This is a genomic window from Rhodoplanes tepidamans (assembly GCF_030813915.1).
GTDB lineage: Bacteria > Pseudomonadota > Alphaproteobacteria > Rhizobiales > Xanthobacteraceae > Rhodoplanes > Rhodoplanes tepidamans.
In genome coordinates, this window is sequence record NZ_JAUSUJ010000010.1 from 1 (window position 1) to 21,531 (window position 21,531).

General features: G+C 70.7%; 16 protein-coding genes. 1 reads left to right on the plus strand and 15 read right to left on the minus strand.

Annotation, left to right across the window (positions count from 1 at the left end; translation table 11 throughout):
• Window positions 1–136 precede the first annotated feature (136 nt).
• From J2S22_RS13180 to J2S22_RS13235, 12 genes are all read right to left on the minus strand, one after another.
• Window positions 137–1,135: a TAXI family TRAP transporter solute-binding subunit gene (locus tag J2S22_RS13180; RefSeq protein WP_272775347.1), complete on the minus strand. Its 999-nt coding sequence runs from the start codon at window positions 1,133–1,135 to the stop codon at window positions 137–139.
• 55 nt (window positions 1,136–1,190) lie between these two features.
• Window positions 1,191–3,401 carry a TRAP transporter permease gene (locus J2S22_RS13185; RefSeq protein WP_272775348.1) on the minus strand — a complete coding sequence of 737 codons (2,211 nt, stop codon included), beginning with the start codon at window positions 3,399–3,401 and terminating at the stop codon, window positions 1,191–1,193.
• Window positions 3,402–3,569: 168 nt separating this feature from the next.
• Window positions 3,570–4,262: a 2-phosphosulfolactate phosphatase gene (locus tag J2S22_RS13190; RefSeq protein ID WP_272775349.1), complete on the minus strand. Its 693-nt coding sequence runs from the start codon at window positions 4,260–4,262 to the stop codon at window positions 3,570–3,572.
• Window positions 4,263–4,380: 118 nt separating this feature from the next.
• The gene (locus tag J2S22_RS13195) at window positions 4,381–4,773 is read right to left on the minus strand and encodes an endonuclease domain-containing protein (protein ID WP_272775350.1); all 393 of its coding nucleotides are present in this window, start codon (window positions 4,771–4,773) and stop codon (window positions 4,381–4,383) included.
• A gap of 114 nt (window positions 4,774–4,887) precedes the next feature.
• Window positions 4,888–7,983, minus strand: coding sequence for a pyruvate, phosphate dikinase (gene ppdK / locus J2S22_RS13200; protein WP_272775351.1), 3,096 nt, complete (start codon window positions 7,981–7,983; stop codon window positions 4,888–4,890).
• 163 nt (window positions 7,984–8,146) lie between these two features.
• Window positions 8,147–10,297, minus strand: a complete 2,151-nt coding sequence (glyS, locus tag J2S22_RS13205) for a glycine--tRNA ligase subunit beta (RefSeq protein ID WP_272775352.1) — start codon at window positions 10,295–10,297, stop codon at window positions 8,147–8,149.
• A gap of 57 nt (window positions 10,298–10,354) precedes the next feature.
• Complete coding sequence (locus tag J2S22_RS13210; protein ID WP_272775482.1) at window positions 10,355–11,278, minus strand: glycine--tRNA ligase subunit alpha; 924 nt, start codon at window positions 11,276–11,278, stop codon at window positions 10,355–10,357.
• Window positions 11,279–11,479: 201 nt separating this feature from the next.
• Window positions 11,480–11,677: a hypothetical protein gene (locus tag J2S22_RS13215; RefSeq protein ID WP_272775353.1), complete on the minus strand. Its 198-nt coding sequence runs from the start codon at window positions 11,675–11,677 to the stop codon at window positions 11,480–11,482.
• Between the two features lie 115 nt (window positions 11,678–11,792).
• The gene (locus tag J2S22_RS13220) at window positions 11,793–12,713 is read right to left on the minus strand and encodes a S49 family peptidase (RefSeq protein ID WP_272775354.1); all 921 of its coding nucleotides are present in this window, start codon (window positions 12,711–12,713) and stop codon (window positions 11,793–11,795) included.
• Window positions 12,714–13,206: 493 nt separating this feature from the next.
• Window positions 13,207–14,034 (minus strand): tRNA1(Val) (adenine(37)-N6)-methyltransferase, encoded by an 828-nt coding sequence (locus J2S22_RS13225; protein WP_272775355.1) that lies wholly within the window; start codon window positions 14,032–14,034, stop codon window positions 13,207–13,209.
• Complete coding sequence (locus J2S22_RS13230) at window positions 14,024–14,254, minus strand: putative signal transducing protein (protein ID WP_272775356.1); 231 nt, start codon at window positions 14,252–14,254, stop codon at window positions 14,024–14,026. Before J2S22_RS13230 ends, J2S22_RS13225 begins: the two co-directional genes overlap by 11 nt.
• 31 nt (window positions 14,255–14,285) lie before the next feature.
• The gene (locus J2S22_RS13235) at window positions 14,286–15,191 is read right to left on the minus strand and encodes a glycosyltransferase family 2 protein (RefSeq protein WP_370878209.1); all 906 of its coding nucleotides are present in this window, start codon (window positions 15,189–15,191) and stop codon (window positions 14,286–14,288) included.
• Between the two features lie 210 nt (window positions 15,192–15,401).
• Here J2S22_RS13235 and J2S22_RS13240 point away from each other — a divergent pair, with 210 nt between their 5' ends.
• Window positions 15,402–16,412: a polyprenyl synthetase family protein gene (locus J2S22_RS13240; RefSeq protein ID WP_272775357.1), complete on the plus strand. Its 1,011-nt coding sequence runs from the start codon at window positions 15,402–15,404 to the stop codon at window positions 16,410–16,412.
• A 210-nt stretch (window positions 16,413–16,622) separates the two neighbouring features.
• Here the strand turns inward: J2S22_RS13240 and J2S22_RS13245 are convergent, their stop codons facing one another.
• From J2S22_RS13245 to J2S22_RS13255, 3 genes are all read right to left on the minus strand, one after another.
• A complete protein-coding gene (locus tag J2S22_RS13245; RefSeq protein WP_272775359.1) occupies window positions 16,623–17,513 on the minus strand; it encodes a 4-(cytidine 5'-diphospho)-2-C-methyl-D-erythritol kinase in 891 nt (296 codons plus the stop codon).
• A gap of 152 nt (window positions 17,514–17,665) precedes the next feature.
• On the minus strand, window positions 17,666–19,462 hold the full coding sequence (locus J2S22_RS13250) for a tetratricopeptide repeat protein (protein WP_272775360.1): 1,797 nt from the start codon (window positions 19,460–19,462) through the stop codon (window positions 17,666–17,668).
• A 348-nt stretch (window positions 19,463–19,810) separates the two neighbouring features.
• A complete protein-coding gene (locus tag J2S22_RS13255) occupies window positions 19,811–21,475 on the minus strand; it encodes an electron transfer flavoprotein-ubiquinone oxidoreductase (protein ID WP_272775361.1) in 1,665 nt (554 codons plus the stop codon).
• Between the last annotated feature and the right edge of the window lie 56 nt (window positions 21,476–21,531).

Here is a 21,531-nt window from a genome sequence, read left to right on the forward strand (position 1 = left end):
GCGTGGGGGGGGGGGGCGCGCCGGCTCGCCCCGGGTTTGTGGTTTTCGGGGGCGGTTCGTCTGCCCCCCCCCCACCCCCGCTGGTCGCGCCGCTGCGCGACCTGCGACCTCTCCCCGCCGGGGAGAGGCAAAGGCATCACATCTGCACGCCCTTCTCGGCGAAGTACTTCACCGCGCCGGGGTGCCACGGGATCGGCGAGTTGGCCTTGCGCTGGTGCTTGTAGTCGAAGCTCTGCGCCTCCTTGTGGACGGCGATCAGGTCCGGCTTCTTGTCGAAGATGGTCTTGACCACGTCGTAGGCCATCTGGTCCGACATCTTGTCGCTGGTCACCAGGACGTTCCACACCACGGCGATCTTGTTCTCCTTGTCCTGGCCCGGATAGGTGCCCGGCGGGATGCTGTCGGCCGCGTAGAGATCGCCGTACTTGGCGTTCATCTTGTCGACCGTGCCGGCGTGGTCGACCATCTTGATCTTGACGCCCGGCGTCGCGCCGAGATCCGTCACCGCGGCGGTCGGCAGGCCGCCGACCCAGAAGAAGGCGTCGATCTTGCGGTCCTTGATCGCGTTGACCGACTCGGCGACGCCGAGCCGCTCGCGCCTCATGTCCTTGTCCTTGTCGAGACCGGCCGCCTCGATGACACGGAACGCCATCACCTCGGTGGCGCTGCCCGGCGAGCCGGTGGAGACGCGCTTGCCCTTGAGGTCGGCCATCGTCTCGATGCCGGTGCCCTCGATCGTCACGACATGCATGCGGTTCGGATAGAGCACCATCAGGGTACGCACGTCGACCTTGTTGCCGCGGAACTTGTCCTGGCCCTTCAGCGCGTCGAGGGCGGCGTCGGCCATCGAGAAGCCGACCTCGCTCTGACCGGAGCCGATGAGCTTGAGATTGTCGACCGAGCCGCCCGTCACCTCCGCGGTGGCCTGGACCCCGGGCAGCGACTTCGACAGAACGGCCGCGATGCCGCCGCCCATCGGATAGTAGACGCCGCCGGTGCCGCCGGTGCCGATCGCGATGGTCTTCTGCTGCGCCACCGCGACGCCGGCCGCGAGCAGCGCCGCCGCGGCGGCACAGGCGAGGATGCGGGTGGCGCGACGGCGGGGGATTCCGAGGCGGGATATCCTGACTGTCATGATGGCGTTCTCCCTCGAGCGATCAGGTCGTTGATGGTCGTCGTCTGGTGCGACGTCACGCGGGAACCGGCCCCCGCGCCCTGATCTGCCGGAACAGTAGCAGAGCCACGAGCGCGAGACCAAGCCAGGCGGGCTGCGGCACGTCGATGCCCAGCAGCCGTTCGGTCGCGGGCTCGAGCAGGCTCGGGAACACCAGCAGGACACCGGCGACCGCCCATGTCGCCCGCTCGGCGCCGCCGACCCGGCGGAGGCCCCAGGCCTGCGCCGCGACCGCGAGCGCCCCGAGCCCCACCGCGGTCTTCGCGGTGATCAGCACGATGTCGACCCAGCTGCCGCCCTTCGGCACCGTCATCAGGAGCCCGACGCCGATCGGATCGAGAATGAAGACGAACGGCACCAGGAAGGCCGGCAGCGTGTATTTCCACGCCTGCAGCGTGGTGCGGTAGGGATCGCCGCCCGTGATGGCGGCCGCCGCGAAGGGCGACAGCGCGGTCGGCGGCGACACCTCGGAGAGCACCGCGTAGTAGAAGATGAACATGTGCGCCGCGAAGTCCGGCACGCCGAGCTTGATCAGCGCCGGCGCCGCGATGACGGCGCAGATGATGTAGGACGCCGTCACCGGCACGGCGAGCCCGACGATCCATACGATCAGCGCCGTGTAGAGCGCCGTCAGCAGCAGGCTGTTCCCGGCATAGGCGAGCACGATCGAGGAGAACTTGAGACCCAGCCCGGTCAGCGTGACGACGCCGACGATGATGCCGGCGGAGGCGCAGGTGGTCGCCGCGTTGAGCACCCCGATGGTGCCGTCGGACAGGGCCCGGACCAGCTTCTTCGGCCACAGCGCCGTCTCGGGACGCAGGAAGGACAGGCCGAAGGCGAGCAGCGTCGACCAGAACACCGACAGCATCGGCGAGTAGCCCGCCACCATGAAGCCGATCACGGCGACCAGCGAGACGAAGTGGAAGCCGTAGCGCCTCAGCATCTGCGGGATGGTGAGGGACCACTCGTACGGCACCGCCTTGGCGCCGAACCGCTTGGCGTCGAGCTCCACCATGAACAGGAGCGACAGGTAGTACAGGACGGTCGGGATGATCGCCATCCAGATCACGTCCAGATAGCTGATCTTCAGGAACTCGGCGATCAGGAAGGCGGCGGCGCCGAGCACGGGCGGGGAGAGGATCGCACCCAGCCCCCCCGCCGCGAGCAGGCCGCCGGCGGCGTTCCGCTCGAAGCCGGCGCGCGCCATCATCGGGTAGGCGACGGCGCCGATCGTCACCGTGGTGGCGACGCCCGAGCCCGACGGCCCGCCGAGCAGGAACGACGACAGCACCACGGTGCGGCCGGCGCTGTTCGGCTTGCCGCCCATGACGGCGAGCGAGAAGTCGATGAAGAACTTGCCGGCGCCGGAGTGCTGCAGGAAGGCGCCGTAGATGGTGAACATGATGATCAGGCTGGAGGAGACGTCGACGGCGACCCCGAAGATGCCTTCCATCGTGATGAACAGATGGCCGACCAGCCGGGTGAAGGTGTAGCCACGATGCGTCCAGGGCGGCGGCAGCCAGGGGCCGATCAGCGCGTAGACGATGAACAGGATCGCCACCACGGGCATGATCCAGCCGGTGGTGCGGCGCGTCGCCTCGAGCAGCAGCACGATGAAGATCACGCCGAGAATCACGTCGAGCCGGTCGGGAACGGCGGCCCGGTCGGTGAACGCCTCGCCGCCCATCAAGGCATAGGTGAGGATCACCACGCAGGCGGCGGCCGCCGCGACGTCCCACCAGCGGATGAAGTTGCGGAAGCGGCGCGCCAGCGGGAACAGCAGGAAGCACAGCACCAGCACGAAGCCGACATGGACGTAGCGCAGCTCCTGCGTCGGCACGATCGCGTAGGCGGAATAGAGATGGAACAGCGTCGAGGCGACCGCGATCGCCGTGACGATCAGGCCGGCCCGGCCCGACAGGCGGTTCGCCGCCCCCTCCTCCTGCTCGATGTAGGCCTCGGCCTTGCGCAACGCCTCGTCGGAGATCGCACCCTGGGTGGTGAGGCGCACGTCCGGGAGCGCCGAGTCGACCGGTGCCGGGCGGCCGGAGGAGCCGGGCACGTAGCCGGGCGGCGGCTCGAGCGGGCGGAACGGATGGTCGGACGGATAGCCGTGGCCCGGCGGCGATCCCGCGGCCGGCGGCGCGGCCGGCGTGATCTGGTCGGGGTCCTGCTGGTCATGAGGAGGCTTCGGCGCAGGCGGCGCGCCGGTCCGCTGATCCACCATACTCGCTTCCTGCCCTGTGCCGGCCTGGACGGACGGCCTTCGTGGTCGCGGGCTCGTGCCGGCCCGCTTCGACCGGGAGCCTCACAGGCTCCGTCGCGAATGTCCAGTGGGACGAACGGATGACGGGATCGGGCGGTGGGCCGTGCGCCGCCCTTCGCCGGCGCCCGCCTAAGCCCGCTCCACCCGCGCCACCGGGCGGCCGTCCTCGCACGCCACCCGGATGGCGAAGTCGTAGCGGCCGACGTCGAGGCAGATGTCGAGATCGCCCGGATGCATGTGGGCGACCTCCGGGTCCCTGAACTCGGCGATCTGGCCGCCGGCCAGGATCAGGTCTCTCACCGCGGCGACGGCGCCGGACCGGCCCTCCAGCAGGTTGCGCAGATGGATGGCGCAGATCTCGTCCTCGTCGGTGCGCACCAGCCCGTGCCGCCCCATCGCGACCAGGGTCGTACGCTCCGATGCGGCGGCCCGCACGGCCCGCGCCGTCGCCGGCGCCGTGACCAGCGCGCCGGCATAGAGCCGGTCGGCACGCCCGAGCGCGGCGGCGACGCCCTGCGTGCCCGCGCTGGTGCGCTGGAGGATGGTGCGGCCGGCGACGTCGGCCGCGCCGGCCTCGAACGGCGAGTTGCCGAAATCGAAGCCCGGCACCTTCACGCCGTCGACCTCGCCCATCAGGACGCTGCCGACGCCGGCGTCGCGCAGCGCGAACGCCTCCGCGACCGTCTCGACCATGACGATCTTCTCGGCGCCGCGGGAGAACACCACGGCGGCCGTGGTGAAGGCGCGGAACACGTCGATCACCACGACCGTGCCGGCGGCACGCCGGGCGCCGTCGAGGAGGCTGTCGAGAACGATGTGCACGGTCGGCCGTCCTTTCTGATGGCTCGAACACACCCTTCCATTGTCACGAAACGGTGCCGGAGAGTCGAGGCGCTTCGGTTCCCCTCCCCCCGCTCGCGCAGCGAGTGGCGGGGAGGGGTCAGGGGTGGGGGGGGGAACAGCGCTCGCCCGGATCGAGTGCGGTCGCGATGACCTCGAGCACACCATCGACATTGGCGAGGACATCATTGTTCCAGAAGCGAAGGACACGATAGCCCTGCGCCTCGAGATAGGCGGTTCGCGTCACGTCGTGAGTGGCGTTGGCGTCGGCCGCATGCTGCCCGCCGTCCAGCTCGATGACGAGGCGAGCAGCATGACAGGCAAAGTCCGCAAAATAGGGACCGATCGGCGCTTGGCGCCGCCAGTGCGACGCTCCCGGAGGAACCCGCCGGAGATGCCACCAGAGCTTTCGCTCGGCATCGGTCAGCTCACGGCGCAGGGCTCGTGCGCGGTGAACCCGAGGATCGACTGGACGGGAGTCGCGTGCGAACACGCCGTTCCCCCCCCCCGACCCCTCCCCGCCACTCGCTGCGCGAGCGGGGGGAGGGGAGCGAGAGGCCATGCCGTGCGGCTGTCCGTCGGCGACGCCGACGTCAGCCTAGGCTCCTCACACGGTTCCGGAGGTGCCGCCGCCGAGCGCCGCCTGGGCGGCGGCGAGGCGGGCGATCGGCACCCGGAACGGCGAGCACGACACGTAGTCGAGCCCGATCTTCGAGCAGAACATCACCGAGGCGGGATCGCCGCCGTGCTCGCCGCAGATGCCGGCCTTGAGTCCGGGACGGACCTTGCGGCCGCGCTCGGTGGCGATCTGCATCAGCTCGCCGACGCCCTCGGTGTCGACCGACACGAACGGGTCGGACGGCAGGATGTTCTTGGCCGTGTAGGCGCCGATGAAGCTCGCGGCGTCGTCGCGGCTGATGCCGAAGGTCGTCTGCGTCAGGTCGTTGGTGCCGAACGAGAAGAACTCGGCCGACTCGGCGATCTCGCCGGCGCGCAGGGCCGCCCGCGGCAGCTCGATCATGGTGCCGACCTGATACTTGATCTTGGTCTTGGTCTCGCTCATCACGGCCGCCGCCATGGCGTCGATGCGCGCCTTGACGAGGTCGAGCTCGGCCTTGGTGGCGATCAGCGGCACCATGACCTCGGGCACCACCGGCTCGCCGGTCTTCTTGGCCGCCTCGACGGCCGCCTCGAAGATCGCCCGCGCCTGCATTTCGGCGATCTCCGGATAGACGACCGCCAGACGGCAGCCGCGGAAGCCGAGCATCGGATTGAACTCGGCGAGCTCCTTGGCGCGGTCGGCGAGCTTGTGCGGGTCGGCGCCCATCGCCTCGGCCACCTCGGCGATCTCCTGCTCGGTGTGCGGCAGGAACTCGTGCAGCGGCGGGTCGAGCAGCCGGATGGTCACCGGCTTGCCCTTCATCACCTCGAAGATCTGGGCGAAGTCGCCGCGCTGCATCGGCAGCAGCTTGGCGAGCGCGGCGCGCCGGCTCGGCTCGTCGTCGGCGAGGATCATCTCGCGCACGGCACGGATGCGGTCGCCCTCGAAGAACATGTGCTCGGTGCGGCACAGGCCGATGCCCTCGGCGCCGAACTTGACGGCGACGCGCGCGTCGTTCGGCGTGTCGGCGTTGGTGCGGACCTTGAGCTTGCGGGCCTTGTCGGCCCACGCCATCAGGGTGGCGAAGTCGTCCGAGAGGGTCGGCTCCTGCATCGGCACACGGCCGGCCAGCACCTGGCCGAGGCCGCCGTCGATGGTGATCACGTCGCCCTTCTTGAAGACGTGGCCGCCCGCCGTCATGGTCCCGGCCGCGTAGTCGACCCGGATCGAGCCGGCGCCGGCGACGCAGGGCTTGCCCATGCCGCGCGCCACCACGGCGGCGTGCGAGGTCATGCCGCCGCGCGTCGTGAGAATGCCCTCGGCGGCGTGCATGCCGTGGATGTCCTCGGGGCTGGTCTCGACCCGCACCAGGATCACCTTGCGGTTCTGGGTCTTGAGCAGCTCCGCCTCGTCGGAGTTGAAGACGATCTCGCCCGAGGCGGCGCCCGGCGAGGCCGGCAGGCCGGTGGCGATGATCTTGCGGTCGGCCTTGGGGTCGATGGTCGGGTGCAGCAGCTGGTCGAGCGAGGCCGGCTCGATGCGCAGCACCGCCTCGTTGCGGCTGATCACCCCCTCGTTGGCGAGATCGACGGCGATCTTCAGGGCCGCCTTGGCGGTCCGCTTGCCGTTGCGGGTCTGCAGCATCCACAGCCGGCCGCGCTCCACCGTGAACTCCATGTCCTGCATGTCACGGTAGTGCTTCTCGAGCTTGGTGTAGTACTTGACCAGCTCCTTGAACGGCTCCGGCATCGCCTGTTCCATCGACGGCTTGTCGGAGCCCGACGCGATGCGCGCCGACTCGGTGATCTCCTGCGGGGTGCGGATGCCGGCGACCACGTCCTCGCCCTGGGCGTTGATCAGGAACTCGCCGTAGAGCTTGCGCTCGCCCGTCGACGGGTTGCGCGAGAAGGCGACGCCGGTCGCCGAGGTCTCGCCGAGATTGCCGAACACCATGGCCTGGACGTTGACGGCGGTGCCCCAGCTCTCCGGCACGCCGTTGAGCCGGCGATACGTGATGGCGCGCTGGTTCATCCACGAGCCGAACACGGCGCCGATGGCGCCCCACAGCTGCTCGTGCGGATCCTGCGGGAACGGCTTGCCGGTCTCCCGGATCACCCGCTCCTTGTAGCGGACGATCAGCTGCTCCCAGTCCTCCGCCGTGAGGTCGGTGTCGAGCTTGTAGCCGTGCTCGTCCTTGTGCTCGTCGAGCAGCTCCTCGAAATTGTGATAGCCGACGTCGAGCACCACGTTGGAATACATGGTGATGAAGCGGCGGTAGGAGTCGTAGGCGAAGCGCCGGTCGTTCGCCTGCCTGGCCAGCGCCTCGACGGTCTCGTCGTTGAGGCCGAGATTGAGCACCGTGTCCATCATGCCGGGCATCGAGGCGCGGGCGCCGGAGCGGACCGAGACGAGCAGCGGATCGGTCTTGTCGCCGAACGTCTTGCCGACGATCGCGGCGACGTGATCGAGCGCCGCGCGCACCTGCGCCGCGAGCGTCTTCGGATAGGTCCGGTTGTTCTGATAGTAGTACGTGCAGACCTCGGTCGAGATGGTGAAGCCGGGCGGCACCGGCAGGCCGAGCCCGGCCATCTCGGCGAGATTGGCGCCCTTGCCGCCGAGCAGGTTCTTCATGCCCGCGGCGCCTTCGGCCTTGCCCTTGCCGAACGTGTAGACCCACTTGCCCTTCACGGCGACCGGGGTCGGCGCCTTCACGGGCGGCCGCGCGGCGCCGGGCCGGGCGACCCGCGCGGCGGGGCGCGACGCCCGCGACGTCGGGGCGGCCTTCGTGGCCGGACGCGCCGTCTGCTTCGCGGGCTTGATCGAGGACTTCGTGGCCGGCTTGGTCGCGGACTTCGACGCCGGCTTGGCGGCCGGCTTGCGGACCGTCGTCGCGGCCTTCCGCAGCGTCTTGGCGGCGGGCTTCGCGGCGCGGGCGGCGGCGACCTTGGCGGCCGTCCCGGACTTGCTCGCCGGCTTGGTCACCGGCTTCTTCGCCATCGACCTCTTGGTCGCCGGCGTCTCGACGGCGCGCGCCTTCACAGCGGCCCGCCCTCCCTTGGCGGTCGCTACGGGACGACGCGATGCTTTGCTCGACTTGGCCATGGACAGCTCCGGTGTGCGCTTGACGCAAATGACTCCTCGGGCGGCGGGCGCAATCTGCTCGCTCGGCCGGGGGTCGGTCCCTCCGGTCCTCGACGGACCTTGTCATCCGAACTTAATCGTCCGGGCTTGTGCAGCGCAGTTTCGTCTGCTCCGACCGATTTTGCTAGCCCTCGATGCGTGAAAAATCCGCGACCGCGAGAGTCGCCGCGCGAATGCCGTCGAGGAGACGCAGCCTGTTCGCCCGCACCGGCTTGTCGTCGGCGTTCACCGTCACCTTGTCGAAGAAGGCATCGACCACGGGACGAAGTGTCGCGATCGCGGCCATGGCGGCGGAAAAGTCCTCGCGCGCCACGGCGGCCTCGGCGGCCGCGCGCGCCGTGTCGATCGCCTGGCTGAGCTGGCGCTCCTCGGCGTCGCGGAACAGCGCCGGGTCGACCGCCCCGCCGTAGCGGACACCGTCACGCTTCTCCTCGATGCGCAGGATGTTGGTCGCCCGCTTGACGCCGGCGAGCAGGTTCCGGCCGTCCTCGGTGTCGAGGAAGTTGGCAAGCGCCTCGATCCGGCGGACCACGAGCAGGAGATCGTCCTGCGCGGACAGCGCCAGCACGGCGTCGACCAGATCGTGCCGGGCCCCCTGCTCGCGCAGCTGCACTTTCAGCCGGTCGGCGAAGAAGGCGAGGAGATCCGAAGGTAGCTTCTCATCGAGCGGAACCGCCCGAGGATTCGTCAGGCCGCCTTCCTCCGCAAAATCGAAACGAGTCGTGTGACGATGCAGCTCTTCGTGAATAACCGACTGATGTCCTTTGATGAACGAGCCAAGCGAAAGTCGAAATTTGTTCTCTAAGAGGAGACGGATCACGCCCAGCGCCGCGCGCCGCAGCGCGTAAGGATCCTTCGAGCCGGTCGGCTTCTCGTCGATCGCCCAGAAGCCGACCAGGATGTCGAGCTTGTCGGCGAGCGCGACCGCGATCGACACCGGGTCGGTCGGCACGCGGTCGGCTGGTCCCTGCGGCTTGTAATGCTCCTCGCAGGCCGCGGCGACCGACGGATCCTCGCCCTGGGCGAGGGCGTAGTACTTGCCCATCAGGCCCTGCAGCTCGGGGAACTCGCCCACCACCTCGGTGAGCAGGTCCGCCTTGCACAGCTGTGCGGCGCGCCGCACCTTGTCGACATCCGCCCCGACCAGCGGCGCCAGCGCGACCGCGAGCCGCGCGATGCGGGCGATGCGTTTCGCCTGTGTGCCGAGCTTCTCGTGGAACACGATCTGCTCGAACTTCGGCAGCCGCGCCTCCAGGCGCGTCGAAAGATCCGTCTCGTAGAAGAACTTGGCGTCCGACAGGCGGGCCCGGATCACGCGCTCGTTGCCGGCGACGATCGCCTGGCCGCCGTCGGTGGCTTCCGTGTTCGACACCAGGATGAAGCGCGGCGCGAGCTTGCCGGTCTTCGGGTCGCGGACCACGAAGCACTTCTGGTTCGCCCGGATGGTCGAGCGGATCACCTCGTCCGGGATGGTCAGGAACGCCGGGTCGAACGCCCCCATGAGAACGACTGGCCATTCGACCAGTCCGGCGACCTCCTCCAGGAGGCCCTGGTCCTCGACCAGTTCGTACCCCTGGGCGAAGGCGAGCTGCTTCGCCTCGTGCAGGACGATCTCGCGCCGGCGCGCCGGATCGAGCACCACCTTGGCCTCGAGCAGCTTCTGGACGTAGTCGTCGTGATGCCTCACCCGGATCGTGCCGGGCGACAGGAACCGGTGGCCCTTGGTGGTGTCGCCGGCCGCGATGTGGTCGACCGCGAACGGCACGATGTCGGGATCCTCGGTCTCCGGCCCGAAGGTGGCGACGATCGAATGCAGCGGCCGCACCCAGGTGAGCCGCCCGGAGCCCCAGCGCATCGACTTCGGCCACGGGAAGGTGCGCACCACGAGCGGCAGGATCTCGGCCAGCACGTCGATCGCCGGGCGGCCCGGCTTCTCGACGAGCGCGACGTAGAAGTCGCCCTTCTTGGGATCCTTCTGCACGGTCGCCTGGGAGATGTCGGCGAGGCCGGCCGACTTGAGGAAGCCCTCGATCGCCTTCTCGGGGGCGCCGACGCGCGGGCCCTTCTTCTCCTCGCGCAGATCGGGCTGGCGGACCGGGATGCCCTGAACGGCGAGCGCGAGGCGCCGCGGCGTCGCGAACGCCGTCGCCCCCTCGTAGACGAGGCCGGCGTCGACCAGCTTGTCGGTGACGAGCTTCTTCAGGTCGTCGGCCGCCCGCCCCTGCATGCGGGCGGGGATTTCCTCGGAGAACAGTTCGAAGAGAAGGTCGGGCATGATGGAAAAAGCTCGGGTGTCGCGGGGGCGGACGGGTGACGGGCCGGCGCGCTCGCCTTACCCCGCCCCGCCGGCCGCGGTGGCGAGCCAGGCCTCGCCGCAGGCCTTGGCCAGCTCGCGAACCCTGAGGATGTAGCTCTGCCGCTCGGTCACCGAGATCACGCCGCGCGCATCGAGCAGGTTGAAGACGTGGCTCGCCTTGATGCACTGGTCGTAGGCCGGCAGCGCCATCAGGTGGCGCGACGCCTTCGAGTCCTTCGGGTCGCGGCGCCAGCCGGCGTCGAGATACGACTTGCAGGCGCCCTCGGCCATGCGGAACTGCTCGAACAGCATCTCCGTGTCGGCGTGCTCGAAATTGTGCCGCGAGTATTCCTGCTCGGCCTGCAGAAAGACGTCGCCGTAGGACACCCGCTCGGCGCCCTCGCGGCCGTTGAAGTTGAGGTCGTAGACGTTCTCGACGCCCTGCACGTACATGGCGAGGCGCTCGAGCCCGTAGGTCAGCTCGCCCGAGACGGGCGCGCATTCGAAGCCGGCGACCTGCTGGAAATAGGTGAACTGCGACACCTCCATGCCGTCGCACCAGCACTCCCAGCCGAGCCCCCAGGCCCCGAGCGTCGGGCTCTCCCAGTCGTCCTCGACGAAGCGCACGTCGTGCAGCGCCGTGTCGATGCCGATGGCGGCGAGGCTGTCGAGATAGAGCTGCTGGAGGTTCTCGGGCGACGGCTTCAGGATCACCTGGAACTGGTAGTAGTGCTGGAGCCGGTTGGGGTTCTCGCCGTAGCGCCCGTCCTTGGGCCGGCGCGAGGGCTGCACATAGGCGGCGTTCCACGGCTTCGGGCCGAGCGCCCGCAGCGTGGTGGCGGGATGGAACGTGCCGGCGCCGACCTCCATGTCGTAGGGCTGCAGGATCACGCAGCCCTGGTCGGCCCAGTAGCGCTGGAGGGCGAGGATCAGGCCCTGGAACGAGCGTTCCGGCCGCATGTGCGGCGGCAGGTCGGACTGTGTCATGGCGGCTCGCATCGACGGACACGGCCGCGCCGGCGTCGCCTCGGCGAGGCGCGCCCGGTCCGCGGCCGGAGGCGCGCGGACCCTAAAGGGAGCGATTCGGGGGGTCAAGGCGAGCGGTACGGCGCACGCGGCGCGGCCGTCACTCTCCCCGCGGCGGGGTGACGGAGACCGGGATCACTCCGGCCGGTACACGCCGGTCGCGGGATCGCGGCGGAGCTTGGGCAGGCGGGCCGGATCGATCGCCTCGGCCGGGCGCATCTGCTCGAGCTCCTCGTTGATGCGCCGCCACTCCTTGGCCAGCATGCGGCCGAGCGCGGCCACGCCGAGGGCGGCGACCGTCGCGGCGACGAGGGGCGGGAAGACGAACGGCATGCGCGCTTCTCCTCTGCACGACCCGCGGGGGTGACTGCGGCGCGGGCGGGCTGCAACGTGGTCTCGGTCTCCGGCGTGCTCGCGCCGGTTCGGGCCGGCCGGCGCGAGCGCCGGCTCAGAGCCCGTAGCGGGCCCAGATCGCCCGCGCCTCGAGCGCCGAGACGACGTCCTCGGCGAGACTACGCGGCGCGGCGAAGCCGGGATCACCGGTCGCCCCCATCAGGCGGCGCGCCAGAAAGCCGCGCTCCGGCGAGACCACCGGCGTCAGCACGTCCTCGCCGAACCGCTCCCTGAGATAGGACCGCAGATCGCCGAGCCGGTCGACGAGCCCGTGTCCGAGCGCCGTCGACGCCGTCCAGTACTCGCCCGAGAACAGGGTTTTTTCCGGGCCGGCCAGGCGGTCGCCGCGGCGCGACCGCACGAGGTCGATGAAAAGCGCGTGAATTTCGCGCTGGATCGCGGTGATGCGGGCGACGTCCTCGGGATTTTCCGGGAGGAACGGGTCGAGCGTCGACTTGTGCTCGCCGGCCGTGTAGATGCGCCGCTCGATGCCGAGCCGCTCGATCGCCTTGTCGAGTCCGAAGGTCGCCCCGATCACCCCGATCGACCCGACGATCGAGGCCGGATCGGCGACGATCTCGTCGGCCGCACAGGCGATCATGTAGCCGCCCGAGGCGCCGACGTCCTCGACCGCGGCGATCACCGGCAGGTTCTTCTCCTCGGCGAGCTGGCGGATGCGCCGGAAGATCAGGTGCGACTGCGCCGCCGCGCCGCCCGGCGAGTTGATGGCGAGCGCCACCGCCTTGGCGCCGCGCATGGCGAAGGCACGGTCGAGCACCCGGGCGAGGCCGGCGAGCGTCACGCCCGGCCGCAGCGGGGTCGACACCCCGATCACCCCGGTCACCCGCACCACGGGCACCACCGCGACACCGGCCCGCCACCGCTTCGGCAGCACCGGCCCCAGGAGGCGGCGCACCGCATCGAGAACGTCGCCCGCCCCGCCCCGACCGGGGTCGCTCCTCATCGGCTCCGTCATGCTTCCGACAATCCTCCGCGGCACTCCGTCCGGACGCTCCGGCGATTCGCCGCCGCGACGACAAATCCTCCGGGGCGGGACGGTTTCCGCACCGCACCCCGGGCAGCATACGGGCGAGCCGCCGGGGTCGCGAGTTACGGTTCGTTTACCTTCCGGGGCCTTGAGTGGATCGCGCCGTCATGGTGGACCGGACGTTACCGTCGATCACGGATTTGGCACAAATCTGGCATTGAATCGAACCCGAATCACATCTGCGCGTTGCAGTTTCGTGCGTAGGGGGAGAGCCCCCCCGAGGAGACGCCCGTCATGGAGATCAAGGTCCTGATCATCGCGACGCTGTTCGGCCTGATCGCGGCGCTCTATCACGTCGCCGACCGCCGCCTGGCCCGGCGGGACGCGGCCTTGAGCACCCGGAAGGCCTGAACGCCGGCGCCCGACACGCGCGATGCCGGCGGAGGCACGCGCCTCGCGCCGCCCGGGGAACCAACCAGCCTCAGGCGCCGGCGAGCGGCAGCGCCTCGCCGGCCCGCAGCACCGCCTCGGCCTCCGCCGCCGGCCGCCCTGCCGCATCGTTGAGCACCAGCCCCGGCCACAGCACCAGCGGCGCCCGGCCGTCGCGGGTGGCCCGCACCAGCACCCGGATCGCCGGCTGCCCCGCCTTGCCGTGCACGGGCAGCAGGGCGACGCTGCCGAACCGGCCGGCGATCCGCTCCAGCACCTCGGCGAGCCCGTCGGCCGGCCAGATCAGCGACAGGGTGCCGCCCGGACGCAGGAGCCGCGCCGCGGCGGCGATCCAGGTGTCGAGCAGCGCCGCCCCGGCCACATGGGCGCGGCGGCGCTCCGGGTCCGGCGAGGCGGAGCGGGTCTTCGAATCGTTGAAGGGCGGATTGGCGAGCACCCGATCGGCGCTGCCGGCCGGCAGACCCGCCGACGCCCACGCCGACGCCGGTGCGGCGACGTCGAGCCGCAGCGCCGCGACCCGGTCGGCGAGCCCGTTGCGGGCGGCGTTCTCGGCCGCCGCCGCGGCGAGGTCGGGATCGATCTCGACGAGCGTCGTCCGCAGGCCCGGCACCCGCCGCGCCAGGGCGAGGCCGGCCGCACCGACGCCGGCGCCGAGCTCGACCGCATGCTCGCCCGCCGCGCCGGGCGTCGCCGCGGCGAGCAGGACGGCGTCGTGGCCGAAGCGGTGGCCGCGCCGCGGCTGCAGCAGCCGCAGCCGGCCGCCCAGCACCCCGTCGTCGCTCCAGCCGGCCGCCGGAAAGCGCTCCGACCGGTCCGGGCCGGCCGATGCAGGCGCGGGAGGCTGCGCCTCAGGGCGCATCGGGGCGCAGCTCGTGGGCGAGGCCGGCCTCGCCCAGCAGGCGCCGGGCCTCGCGGGCCCGCGGCTCCGCCACCAGGATGCGGCGCGGCAGGATGCCGATCGAGCCCTCCAGCACGCTCATGTTCTGGTCGAGCACCAGGTGCTCGATGCCGGCGGCGTCGAGCAGCGCCACCACGGCCGACACCAGCACCGGGTCGTTGGTCCGCACGAGCTCCCTCATTCGGAATCCTTCATACGATGGTCGTCGTTCGTCATCCGGTGTCCTCGCCGGCGCCCGGCCGCGGCGGATCGCCGGGCGCCGGCTGCGCCAGATAGGCGAGCAGCTTGATCTCCCGCCGGCCGCGCGTGACCGTATCGAGAACGAAGCCGCAGGCGAAGGACAGAAAGGCGAGGATCATCAACCCGGTCGACAGCACCGCGGTCGGCAGCCGCGGCACCACGCCCTGCTCGACGAAGGTGGCGATCACGGGCACGGCCAGCCCCACCGAGAGCACGGCGAGCGACAGACCGGCGCCAAAGAAGAACGGCAGCGGCCGCTCCACCCGGTAGAGCCGGGCGATGGTCCACAGGATGCGGAACCCGTCCCGCCAGGTGTCGAGCTTCGACTCCGACCCCTCCGGCCGGGCGACATAGGGCGTCGCCACCTCGGCGACCGGCAGGTCGAGCTCCAGCGCGTGGACCGTCAGCTCGGTCTCGATCTCGAAGCCGCCGGCGAGCACCGGGAACGACTTCACGAAGCGGCGCGAGAACACCCGGTAGCCCGACAGCATGTCCGAGAAGGACGTGCCGAAGATCTGCCCCACCACCCCGGTGAGCAGGCGGTTGCCGAGCCGGTGCCCGCGCCGGTAGGCGCCGGCGCCCTCCTCGACCCGCACCGCCACCACCATGTCGAGACGCTCCGCCAGCAACCGCGCGATCATGTCGCGGGCGCTGGGTGCATCATAAGTAGAATCCCCATCGACGAGAACATAGACATCGGCGTCCACGTCGCTGAACATGCGGCGGACGACGTGGCCCTTGCCCTGCTGCGTCGCCCGGCGCACCTCCGCCCCGGCGGCACGCGCCACCTCGGCGGTCCGGTCCGTCGAATTGTTGTCGTAGACATAGATGACGGCGTCGGGCAGCGCCGTGCGGAAATCGGCGACCACCTTTGCGATCGACGCTTGTTCATTGTAACACGGCACCAAGACCGCGATCCGCGGGCCCGGTCCGGCCGTCGCAGCCCGCAGGTCCACCCGACCGATCAGCCGCGTCACTCTCGTCCTCCTGCGCGGCGCCGGAGGGCTCCCGCGAGCGGCAAACAGCGCACTTGCCCGTTCACGGTAGCATTTCTATCGTCGCGGGTCCTTGATTTCGGAGAATCGGCTTTGGCCGTCGTAATTCCTTTCGAGTCTCATGCCGGCGCTTCCGTCGACCGCCTGGTGTCCCACGTGTCCAGCGACATGACCCGCGTCAACGCGGCGATCCTGTCGTGCACGGGCTCCGAGGTGACGATGATCCCGGAGGTCGCCAATCATCTCATCACCTCGGGCGGCAAGCGGCTGCGGCCGATGCTGACCCTGGCGATGGCCCAATTGTCGGGCTACGAGGGCGACGGCCACGTCAAGCTCGCCGCCTCGGTCGAATTCATGCACACGGCGACGCTGCTGCACGACGACGTCGTCGACGAGAGCGACATGCGGCGCGGCCGCCTCGCCGCGCGCATGCTGTGGGGCAACGAGGCGAGCGTGCTGGTCGGCGACTTCCTGCTCGGCCAGGCGTTCAAGCTGATGGTCGAGGTCGGCTCGCTGCGCTCGCTGGAGATCCTCTCCAACGCCGCCGCCGTGATCGCCGAGGGCGAGGTGCGCCAGCTCGCCGCCGCCAAGAACACCGCGACCACCGAGGACGAGTACCTCGCCGTGGTGCGCGCCAAGACGGCCGAGCTGTTCGCCGCCGCCTGCGAGGTCGGCCCGGTGATCGCCGACCTGCCCAAGGCCGAGCAGGCGGCGTGCCGCTCCTTCGGCATGAATCTCGGCATCGCCTTCCAGCTCGTCGACGACGCGCTCGACTACGGCGGCAAGGCCGCCAAGCTCGGCAAGAACGTCGGCGACGATTTTCGCGAAGGGAAGATCACCCTGCCGGTGGTGCTGGCGTTCCGGCGCGGCTCCGACTCGGAGCGCGAGTTCTGGCGCCGGACGCTCGAGACCGGCGAGATCGGCGACTCCGATCTCGAGCACGCGATCGGCCTGATGGCGAAGCACCGGGCGCTCGACGACACCATCACGCGCGCCCGCCACTACGGCTCGATCGCCCGCGACGCGCTGGCCCTGTTCCCCGACTGCGAGATCAAGCAGGCGCTGGAGGAGGCCGTGGAGTTCGCGGTCGCGCGCACGCACTGAGGCGGTCGCGGATCCCGGGATCGTCTCCCGGACGTGACGCAGCGCGCCGCCCTGTCACGAGCCGGGGCCCGGCGGCAGCACGGCACCGACCTCGCCTGATCGCCCCGGACCCGGGTGGCGGCGCGTTGCTCTGTGCCCGGGAACAGATCCCGGCCCTCGCCGCCAGGCTCGCCGACCCCGCGCTGCGCTGACGTCGTCCGAGCCCCGGCCCTACCGTGCCAGCGCGGTCGCCTGCACCCACCAGGAGGGATGCGACGTGCCGAGCGTCACGGCGGCGTCGGCGGCGGCGCGGGGATCGTCGAACAGCGCGAAGCAGGTCGAGCCCGAGCCCGACATGCGGGCGAGCCGGCAGCCGCGCAGCCGGCGCAGCATCGCGATCAGCTCGCCGACCTTCGGGGCGATGGCGATCGCGGGCGGCTCGAGGTCGTTGCCGTTCTCGGCGAGGTATTCGTAGAGGCCGTCGGCGTCGGCCGGCAGATCGGCGTCCGCGGTCGGCTCGCCGCGGCGCTCGCCCGGCGTCAGGCCGAGCCTGGTGAAGACGTCCCTGGTCGCGAGCGGAAAGCCGGGGCCGACCAGCACGGCGAACAGCGGCGGCAGTGCGACGGGCGGCGACAGCACCTCGCCGATGCCGCGCATGATGCGCGGCTTGCCGGCGAGGCAGACCGGCACGTCGGCGCCGGCCGTCACGGCGGCCTCGGCGATGCGCGGATCGTCGAGCGACAGGCCGTTGACGCGGGCGAGCAGGCGCAGCGCCGCGGCGGCGTCCGACGAGCCGCCGCCGAGACCGCCGCCGGCCGGCAGCCGCTTGACCAGATCGAAGGCGCCGAGCGCCAGATCCGGAACCCGCTCCGCCAGCAGCCGTGCCGCCTTGAGGACCAGGTTGTCGGCGACCGGGCCGGCCTGGACCGCGGTCGGGCCCGACACGTCGAGGCGCGCCGGCGTGCCAGGCGCCAGCGTCAGGCGGTCGCCGAGCGACGTGAACGTCACCAGGCTTTCGAGCTCGTGATAGCCGTCGGCGCGGCGGCCGAGGATCCGCAGGGTCAGGTTGACCTTGGCGGGCGCGGTGTCTTCGAGCAGATCGGTGTCGAGCGTGGCGGTCATGCGCGGTTCCGGACCCGGCCGGCGTCGTGCGCGGGCGACGGCCCGCGCCTCCATCGCGACGGAAGTCCGTTCTTGTTCGCGAGATGGGACGCCGGGTCAAGCCCGGCGACGCTGCGTCCGGCGGTGCGTCCGGACGCGCCGCCCGGCGCGCCTCACCCGCCGTTGTTGTCGGCCGGCTTGGGCTTCTCGGCGTCGGCGGCCGTGGACGGCTCGTCGACCAGGCCGTTCTTCAGCTTCTTCTCGATCTTGGCGAGGTCGTCGGGCTCGGGCTTGAGGTCCTTCGCGTGCGTCCACTGGAACTTGGCTTCCAGCTGGCGCCCGACCTTCCAGTACGCGTCGCCGAGGTGGTCGTTGATGGTCGGGTCCATCGGCTTCAGCTCGACGGCGCGCTCGAGATGCTTGATCGCCTCGTCGTACTCGCCGATGCGATAATGGGCCCAGCCGAGCGAGTCGACGATGTAGCCGTCGTCCGGCCGCTGGTCGACCGCCTTGCGGATCAGCCGCATGCCCTCGTCGAGATTGACGTGCTGGTCGATCCACGAATAGCCGAGATAGTTCAGGACGTGCGGCTGGTCGGGATAGAGCTCCAGAGCCTTCTTCAGATCCGCCTCGGCCTTGGGCCACTGCTTGGAGCGCTCGTAGCAGATGCCGCGGAAGTAGAACGTCGTCCAGTTCGGCCGCGTCGGCGTCTTCACGAGGTCGAGCGCCTTGCTGTAGACGTCGGCGCACTCCTCGTACTTCTTGCGGTCGCGCAGGATGTTGCCCAGCGCCATGATGGCTTCGACGTCGTCGCCGTGCGCGGCGATCAGCTTGCCGAGCTGGGCGCGCGCCTCGTCGGTGCGCTCGAGCGAGTCGAGGTTGAGCGACATCTGGATGTCGGCGTTGCGGCGCAGCGGCGAGTCGGTCGGCACCCGCGAATAGACGCTGATGGCCAGCTCGGGCTTCTTCATCGCCTCGTAGAGATCGGCGAGGGACAGCAGCGCCAGCGCGTGGCCGGGGTCCAGGTAGAGCGCGAGCTGCAGATAGGCGAGACCGCGATTGGCGAGGCTCAGCTCCTCCTCGCGGCGCGCCAGCGCGGCGCCGAGCCCGTACAGGGCTTCCGCCGCGCCGACATTCGGGCTGTCGACGAGACGCGGCAGCGACTCGCCCTTCTCCAGCTTCTCGATCGAGCCGCGGATCAGCGGGTGGCGCGGCAGCGATCCGTCGAACGTCCGGAACACCTGGAGCGCCTCGTCGCGGCGGCCGTTGCGCGACAGCCAGCCGCCCCAGGCCTGCACCACGCGCAGCGCCGAGGAGTCGAGCTTGTAGGCGCGCTCGAATCGCTTGCCGGCCTCCTTCTTGTTGCCGGCGAGATCGTAGGCGAGGCCGGCATGGAGGTCCTTGAAGATGCCGTACCAGTCGGGCCCGGACAGGCGGTCGATCGTGTCGATCGCGCCCTTGACGTCGCCGGCGCCCTGCTGCGACCAAGCCGCGAGCAGCGTCGCGATCAGGTCGCTGACCGGCCCGCGCGCCGCCTGCTGGAGCTGGGTGCGCGCCTGGGCGTACTGCTTCTGCTTCAGGCTGCGCACGCCGAGCACGAGCCGGACGTTCGGGTTGCGGGCGTTGCGGTCGCTCTGCAGCAGCCGCTCGCCGATCTTCACGGCCTCGTCGATGTCGCCGTCGGCCAGCACGGCGTAGAAGGCGAACTCGAGCAGGTCGGGATTGCGCGGGTCGGCCTTGAGGGCCGAGCGGTAATAGGCCGAGGCCGAGGCCGAGTCGCGCCCGACGCTCGCATGGCGCGCCGCCAGATAGTCGCCCGCCAAGCTGGTACGGGCCGTCTCGCGCACGGGCTCGCGGCGCGACGTGGCCGCCGCGGTCGATGTCTGCGCCGCGACCGCGCAGGGCAGGCCGACGAGAAGAACGGCCGTGGCGGCAAGAGCCGCGGCTCGGATTGGCGACGCACGTCTCACGGCTGGTTCATCTCCTTGTGGACGAAGCCCGTCTGATCGGCCGTCCGCCCGGCACACCCGCTCCCGCCCGCAACCGGTCGTCGTGCAACCCGAGGTCACACCGGCCGGCCCGCGTGGTCGACCCGACGCAACACGTCGTGCCGCGTTTCCCGAGCCGGAAACGGTGGCCGACAATGACCGGTTTGGCGGACCGTCGCAAGGGAGGCGGCACGGCGGCACGCTGTCCCGCCAGCAAAGACCGCGCGAACACGGCCGTTTGGCGGCGCACCGGTGGCGCCGCGATGACGCGGCGCCGGGGGAGACGTCCCGGGTCGCGCGCGACCGCCGCGGGGGCCGCCGGACGCCGACTCACATGCTCGGATAGACCGGTCCGCCGCCGCCCTCCGGCGCCACCCAGGTGATGTTGCCGTTGGGGTCCTTGATGTCGCAGGTCTTGCAGTGCACGCAGTTCTGCGCGTTGATGACGAAGCGCATCCGCGCCTGCGGCCCGTCGTCCTCGCGCACCCATTCGTACACGCCGGCCGGGCAGTACCGTCCCGAGGGGCCGGCGAAGACGTCGTATTCGGACGCCTTCTGCAGGCCGGGATCGGCCAGCAGAAGGTGCACCGGCTGGTCCTCCTCGTGATTGGTGTTGGAGAGATAGACGGAGGACAGCCGGTCGAAGGTGAGGACGCCGTCGGGCTTCGGATAGGTGATCGGCCGGCAGCTCGCCGCCGGCTTCAGGCAGGCGGCGTCGGACTTGCCGTGCGGGCGCGTTCCGAACAGCGAGAAGCCGAGCGTGTTGGCCCACATGTCGAGGCCGCCGAGGCCGATGCCGACCGCGGTGCCGAAGCGCGACCACAGCGGCTTGGCATTGCGGACCTTCCACAGATCCTTGCCGATGTCGGAGGTGCGCCAGCCCTCCTCGTAGTCCTTCAGCTCGTCGCCGGCCCGGCCGGCCGCGAGCGCCGCGGCGAGGTGCTCGGCCGCCAGCATGCCGGACAGCATGGCGTTGTGGGTGCCCTTGATGCGCGGCACGTTGAGGAAGCCGGCGTCGTCGCCGATCAGCACGCCGCCCGGGAACGCGACCTTCGGGACCGACTGCCAGCCGCCCTCGGCGATGGCGCGGGCCCCGTAGCCGATGCGCTTGCCGCCCGCGAAGGTGTCGCGCACCAGCGGATGCGTCTTGAAGCGCTGGAACTCCTCGAACGGCGAGAGATAGGGGTTCTCGTAGTTGAGGTGCAGCACGAAGCCGACCGCCACGAGCCCGTCGCCGTAGTGGTAGAGGAACGAGCCGCCGCCGGTCTTGTTGTCGAGCGGCCAGCCGAAGGTGTGCTGCACGAGCCCGGGCTGGTGCTTGTCCGGCGCGACCTGCCAGAGCTCCTTGATGCCGATTCCGAACTTCTGCGGCTCGCGGTCCCGGCAGAGGTCGTATTTCGCCAGCAGGCGCTTGCCGAGATGGCCGCGCGCCCCCTCGGCGAACAGCGTGTACTTGGCGCGCAGCTCCATGCCGCGGGTGAACGTGTCCTTGGGCTCGCCGTCGCGGCCCACGCCCATGTCGCCCGTGGCGACGCCGACCACCTCGCCGTCGTCGCCGAACAGCACCTCGGAGGCGGCGAAGCCCGGATAGATCTCGACGCCGAGCGCCTCGGCCTTGCCGGCGAGCCATTTGCAGACGTCGCCGAGCGACACGATGAAGGCGCCGTGGTTGTTCAGGAGCGGCGGCATCAGCCGGTTGGGCAGCCGCACCGCGCGCTGGCCGAACAGCATGTAGAAGCGGTCGTCCGTCACCGGCGTCTTGATCGGCGTGTCCTCGCTGCGCCACTCCGGCAGCAGGCGGTCGAACGCGATCGGGTCGATGCAGGCGCCGGACAGGATGTGGGCGCCGACCTCGGCGCCCTTCTCGACGACGACGACGGACGTGTCGGGGCTGAGCTGCTTCAGACGGATGGCGGCGGCGAGGCCGGACGGCCCGCCGCCGACGATCACCACGTCGAATTCCATCGCCTCGCGGGCAGGCAGTTCCTCGGACATCACATCACCCCGATTCGGTCGGCACGCACCGCATCCCCCGCGGCGGCAGCCCAGAA

What these genes read in the sequence shown, in the direction of transcription:
- J2S22_RS13180 (WP_272775347.1), bottom strand. Translation starts at nt 1,135, where the DNA reads ATGACAGTCAGGATATCCCGCCTCGGAATCCCCCGCCGTCGCGCCACC.
- J2S22_RS13185 (WP_272775348.1), bottom strand. Translation starts at nt 3,401, where the DNA reads ATGGTGGATCAGCGGACCGGCGCGCCGCCTGCGCCGAAGCCTCCTCAT.
- ppdK (WP_272775351.1), bottom strand. Translation starts at nt 7,983, where the DNA reads ATGGCCAAGTCGAGCAAAGCATCGCGTCGTCCCGTAGCGACCGCCAAG.
- glyS (WP_272775352.1), bottom strand. Translation starts at nt 10,297, where the DNA reads ATGCCCGACCTTCTCTTCGAACTGTTCTCCGAGGAAATCCCCGCCCGC.
- J2S22_RS13210 (WP_272775482.1), bottom strand. Translation starts at nt 11,278, where the DNA reads ATGCGGCCGGAACGCTCGTTCCAGGGCCTGATCCTCGCCCTCCAGCGC.
- J2S22_RS13215 (WP_272775353.1), bottom strand. Translation starts at nt 11,677, where the DNA reads ATGCCGTTCGTCTTCCCGCCCCTCGTCGCCGCGACGGTCGCCGCCCTC.
- J2S22_RS13220 (WP_272775354.1), bottom strand. Translation starts at nt 12,713, where the DNA reads ATGACGGAGCCGATGAGGAGCGACCCCGGTCGGGGCGGGGCGGGCGAC.
- J2S22_RS13225 (WP_272775355.1), bottom strand. Translation starts at nt 14,034, where the DNA reads ATGCGCCCTGAGGCGCAGCCTCCCGCGCCTGCATCGGCCGGCCCGGAC.
- J2S22_RS13230 (WP_272775356.1), bottom strand. Translation starts at nt 14,254, where the DNA reads ATGAGGGAGCTCGTGCGGACCAACGACCCGGTGCTGGTGTCGGCCGTG.
- J2S22_RS13245 (WP_272775359.1), bottom strand. Translation starts at nt 17,513, where the DNA reads ATGACCGCCACGCTCGACACCGATCTGCTCGAAGACACCGCGCCCGCC.
- J2S22_RS13255 (WP_272775361.1), bottom strand. Translation starts at nt 21,475, where the DNA reads ATGTCCGAGGAACTGCCTGCCCGCGAGGCGATGGAATTCGACGTGGTG.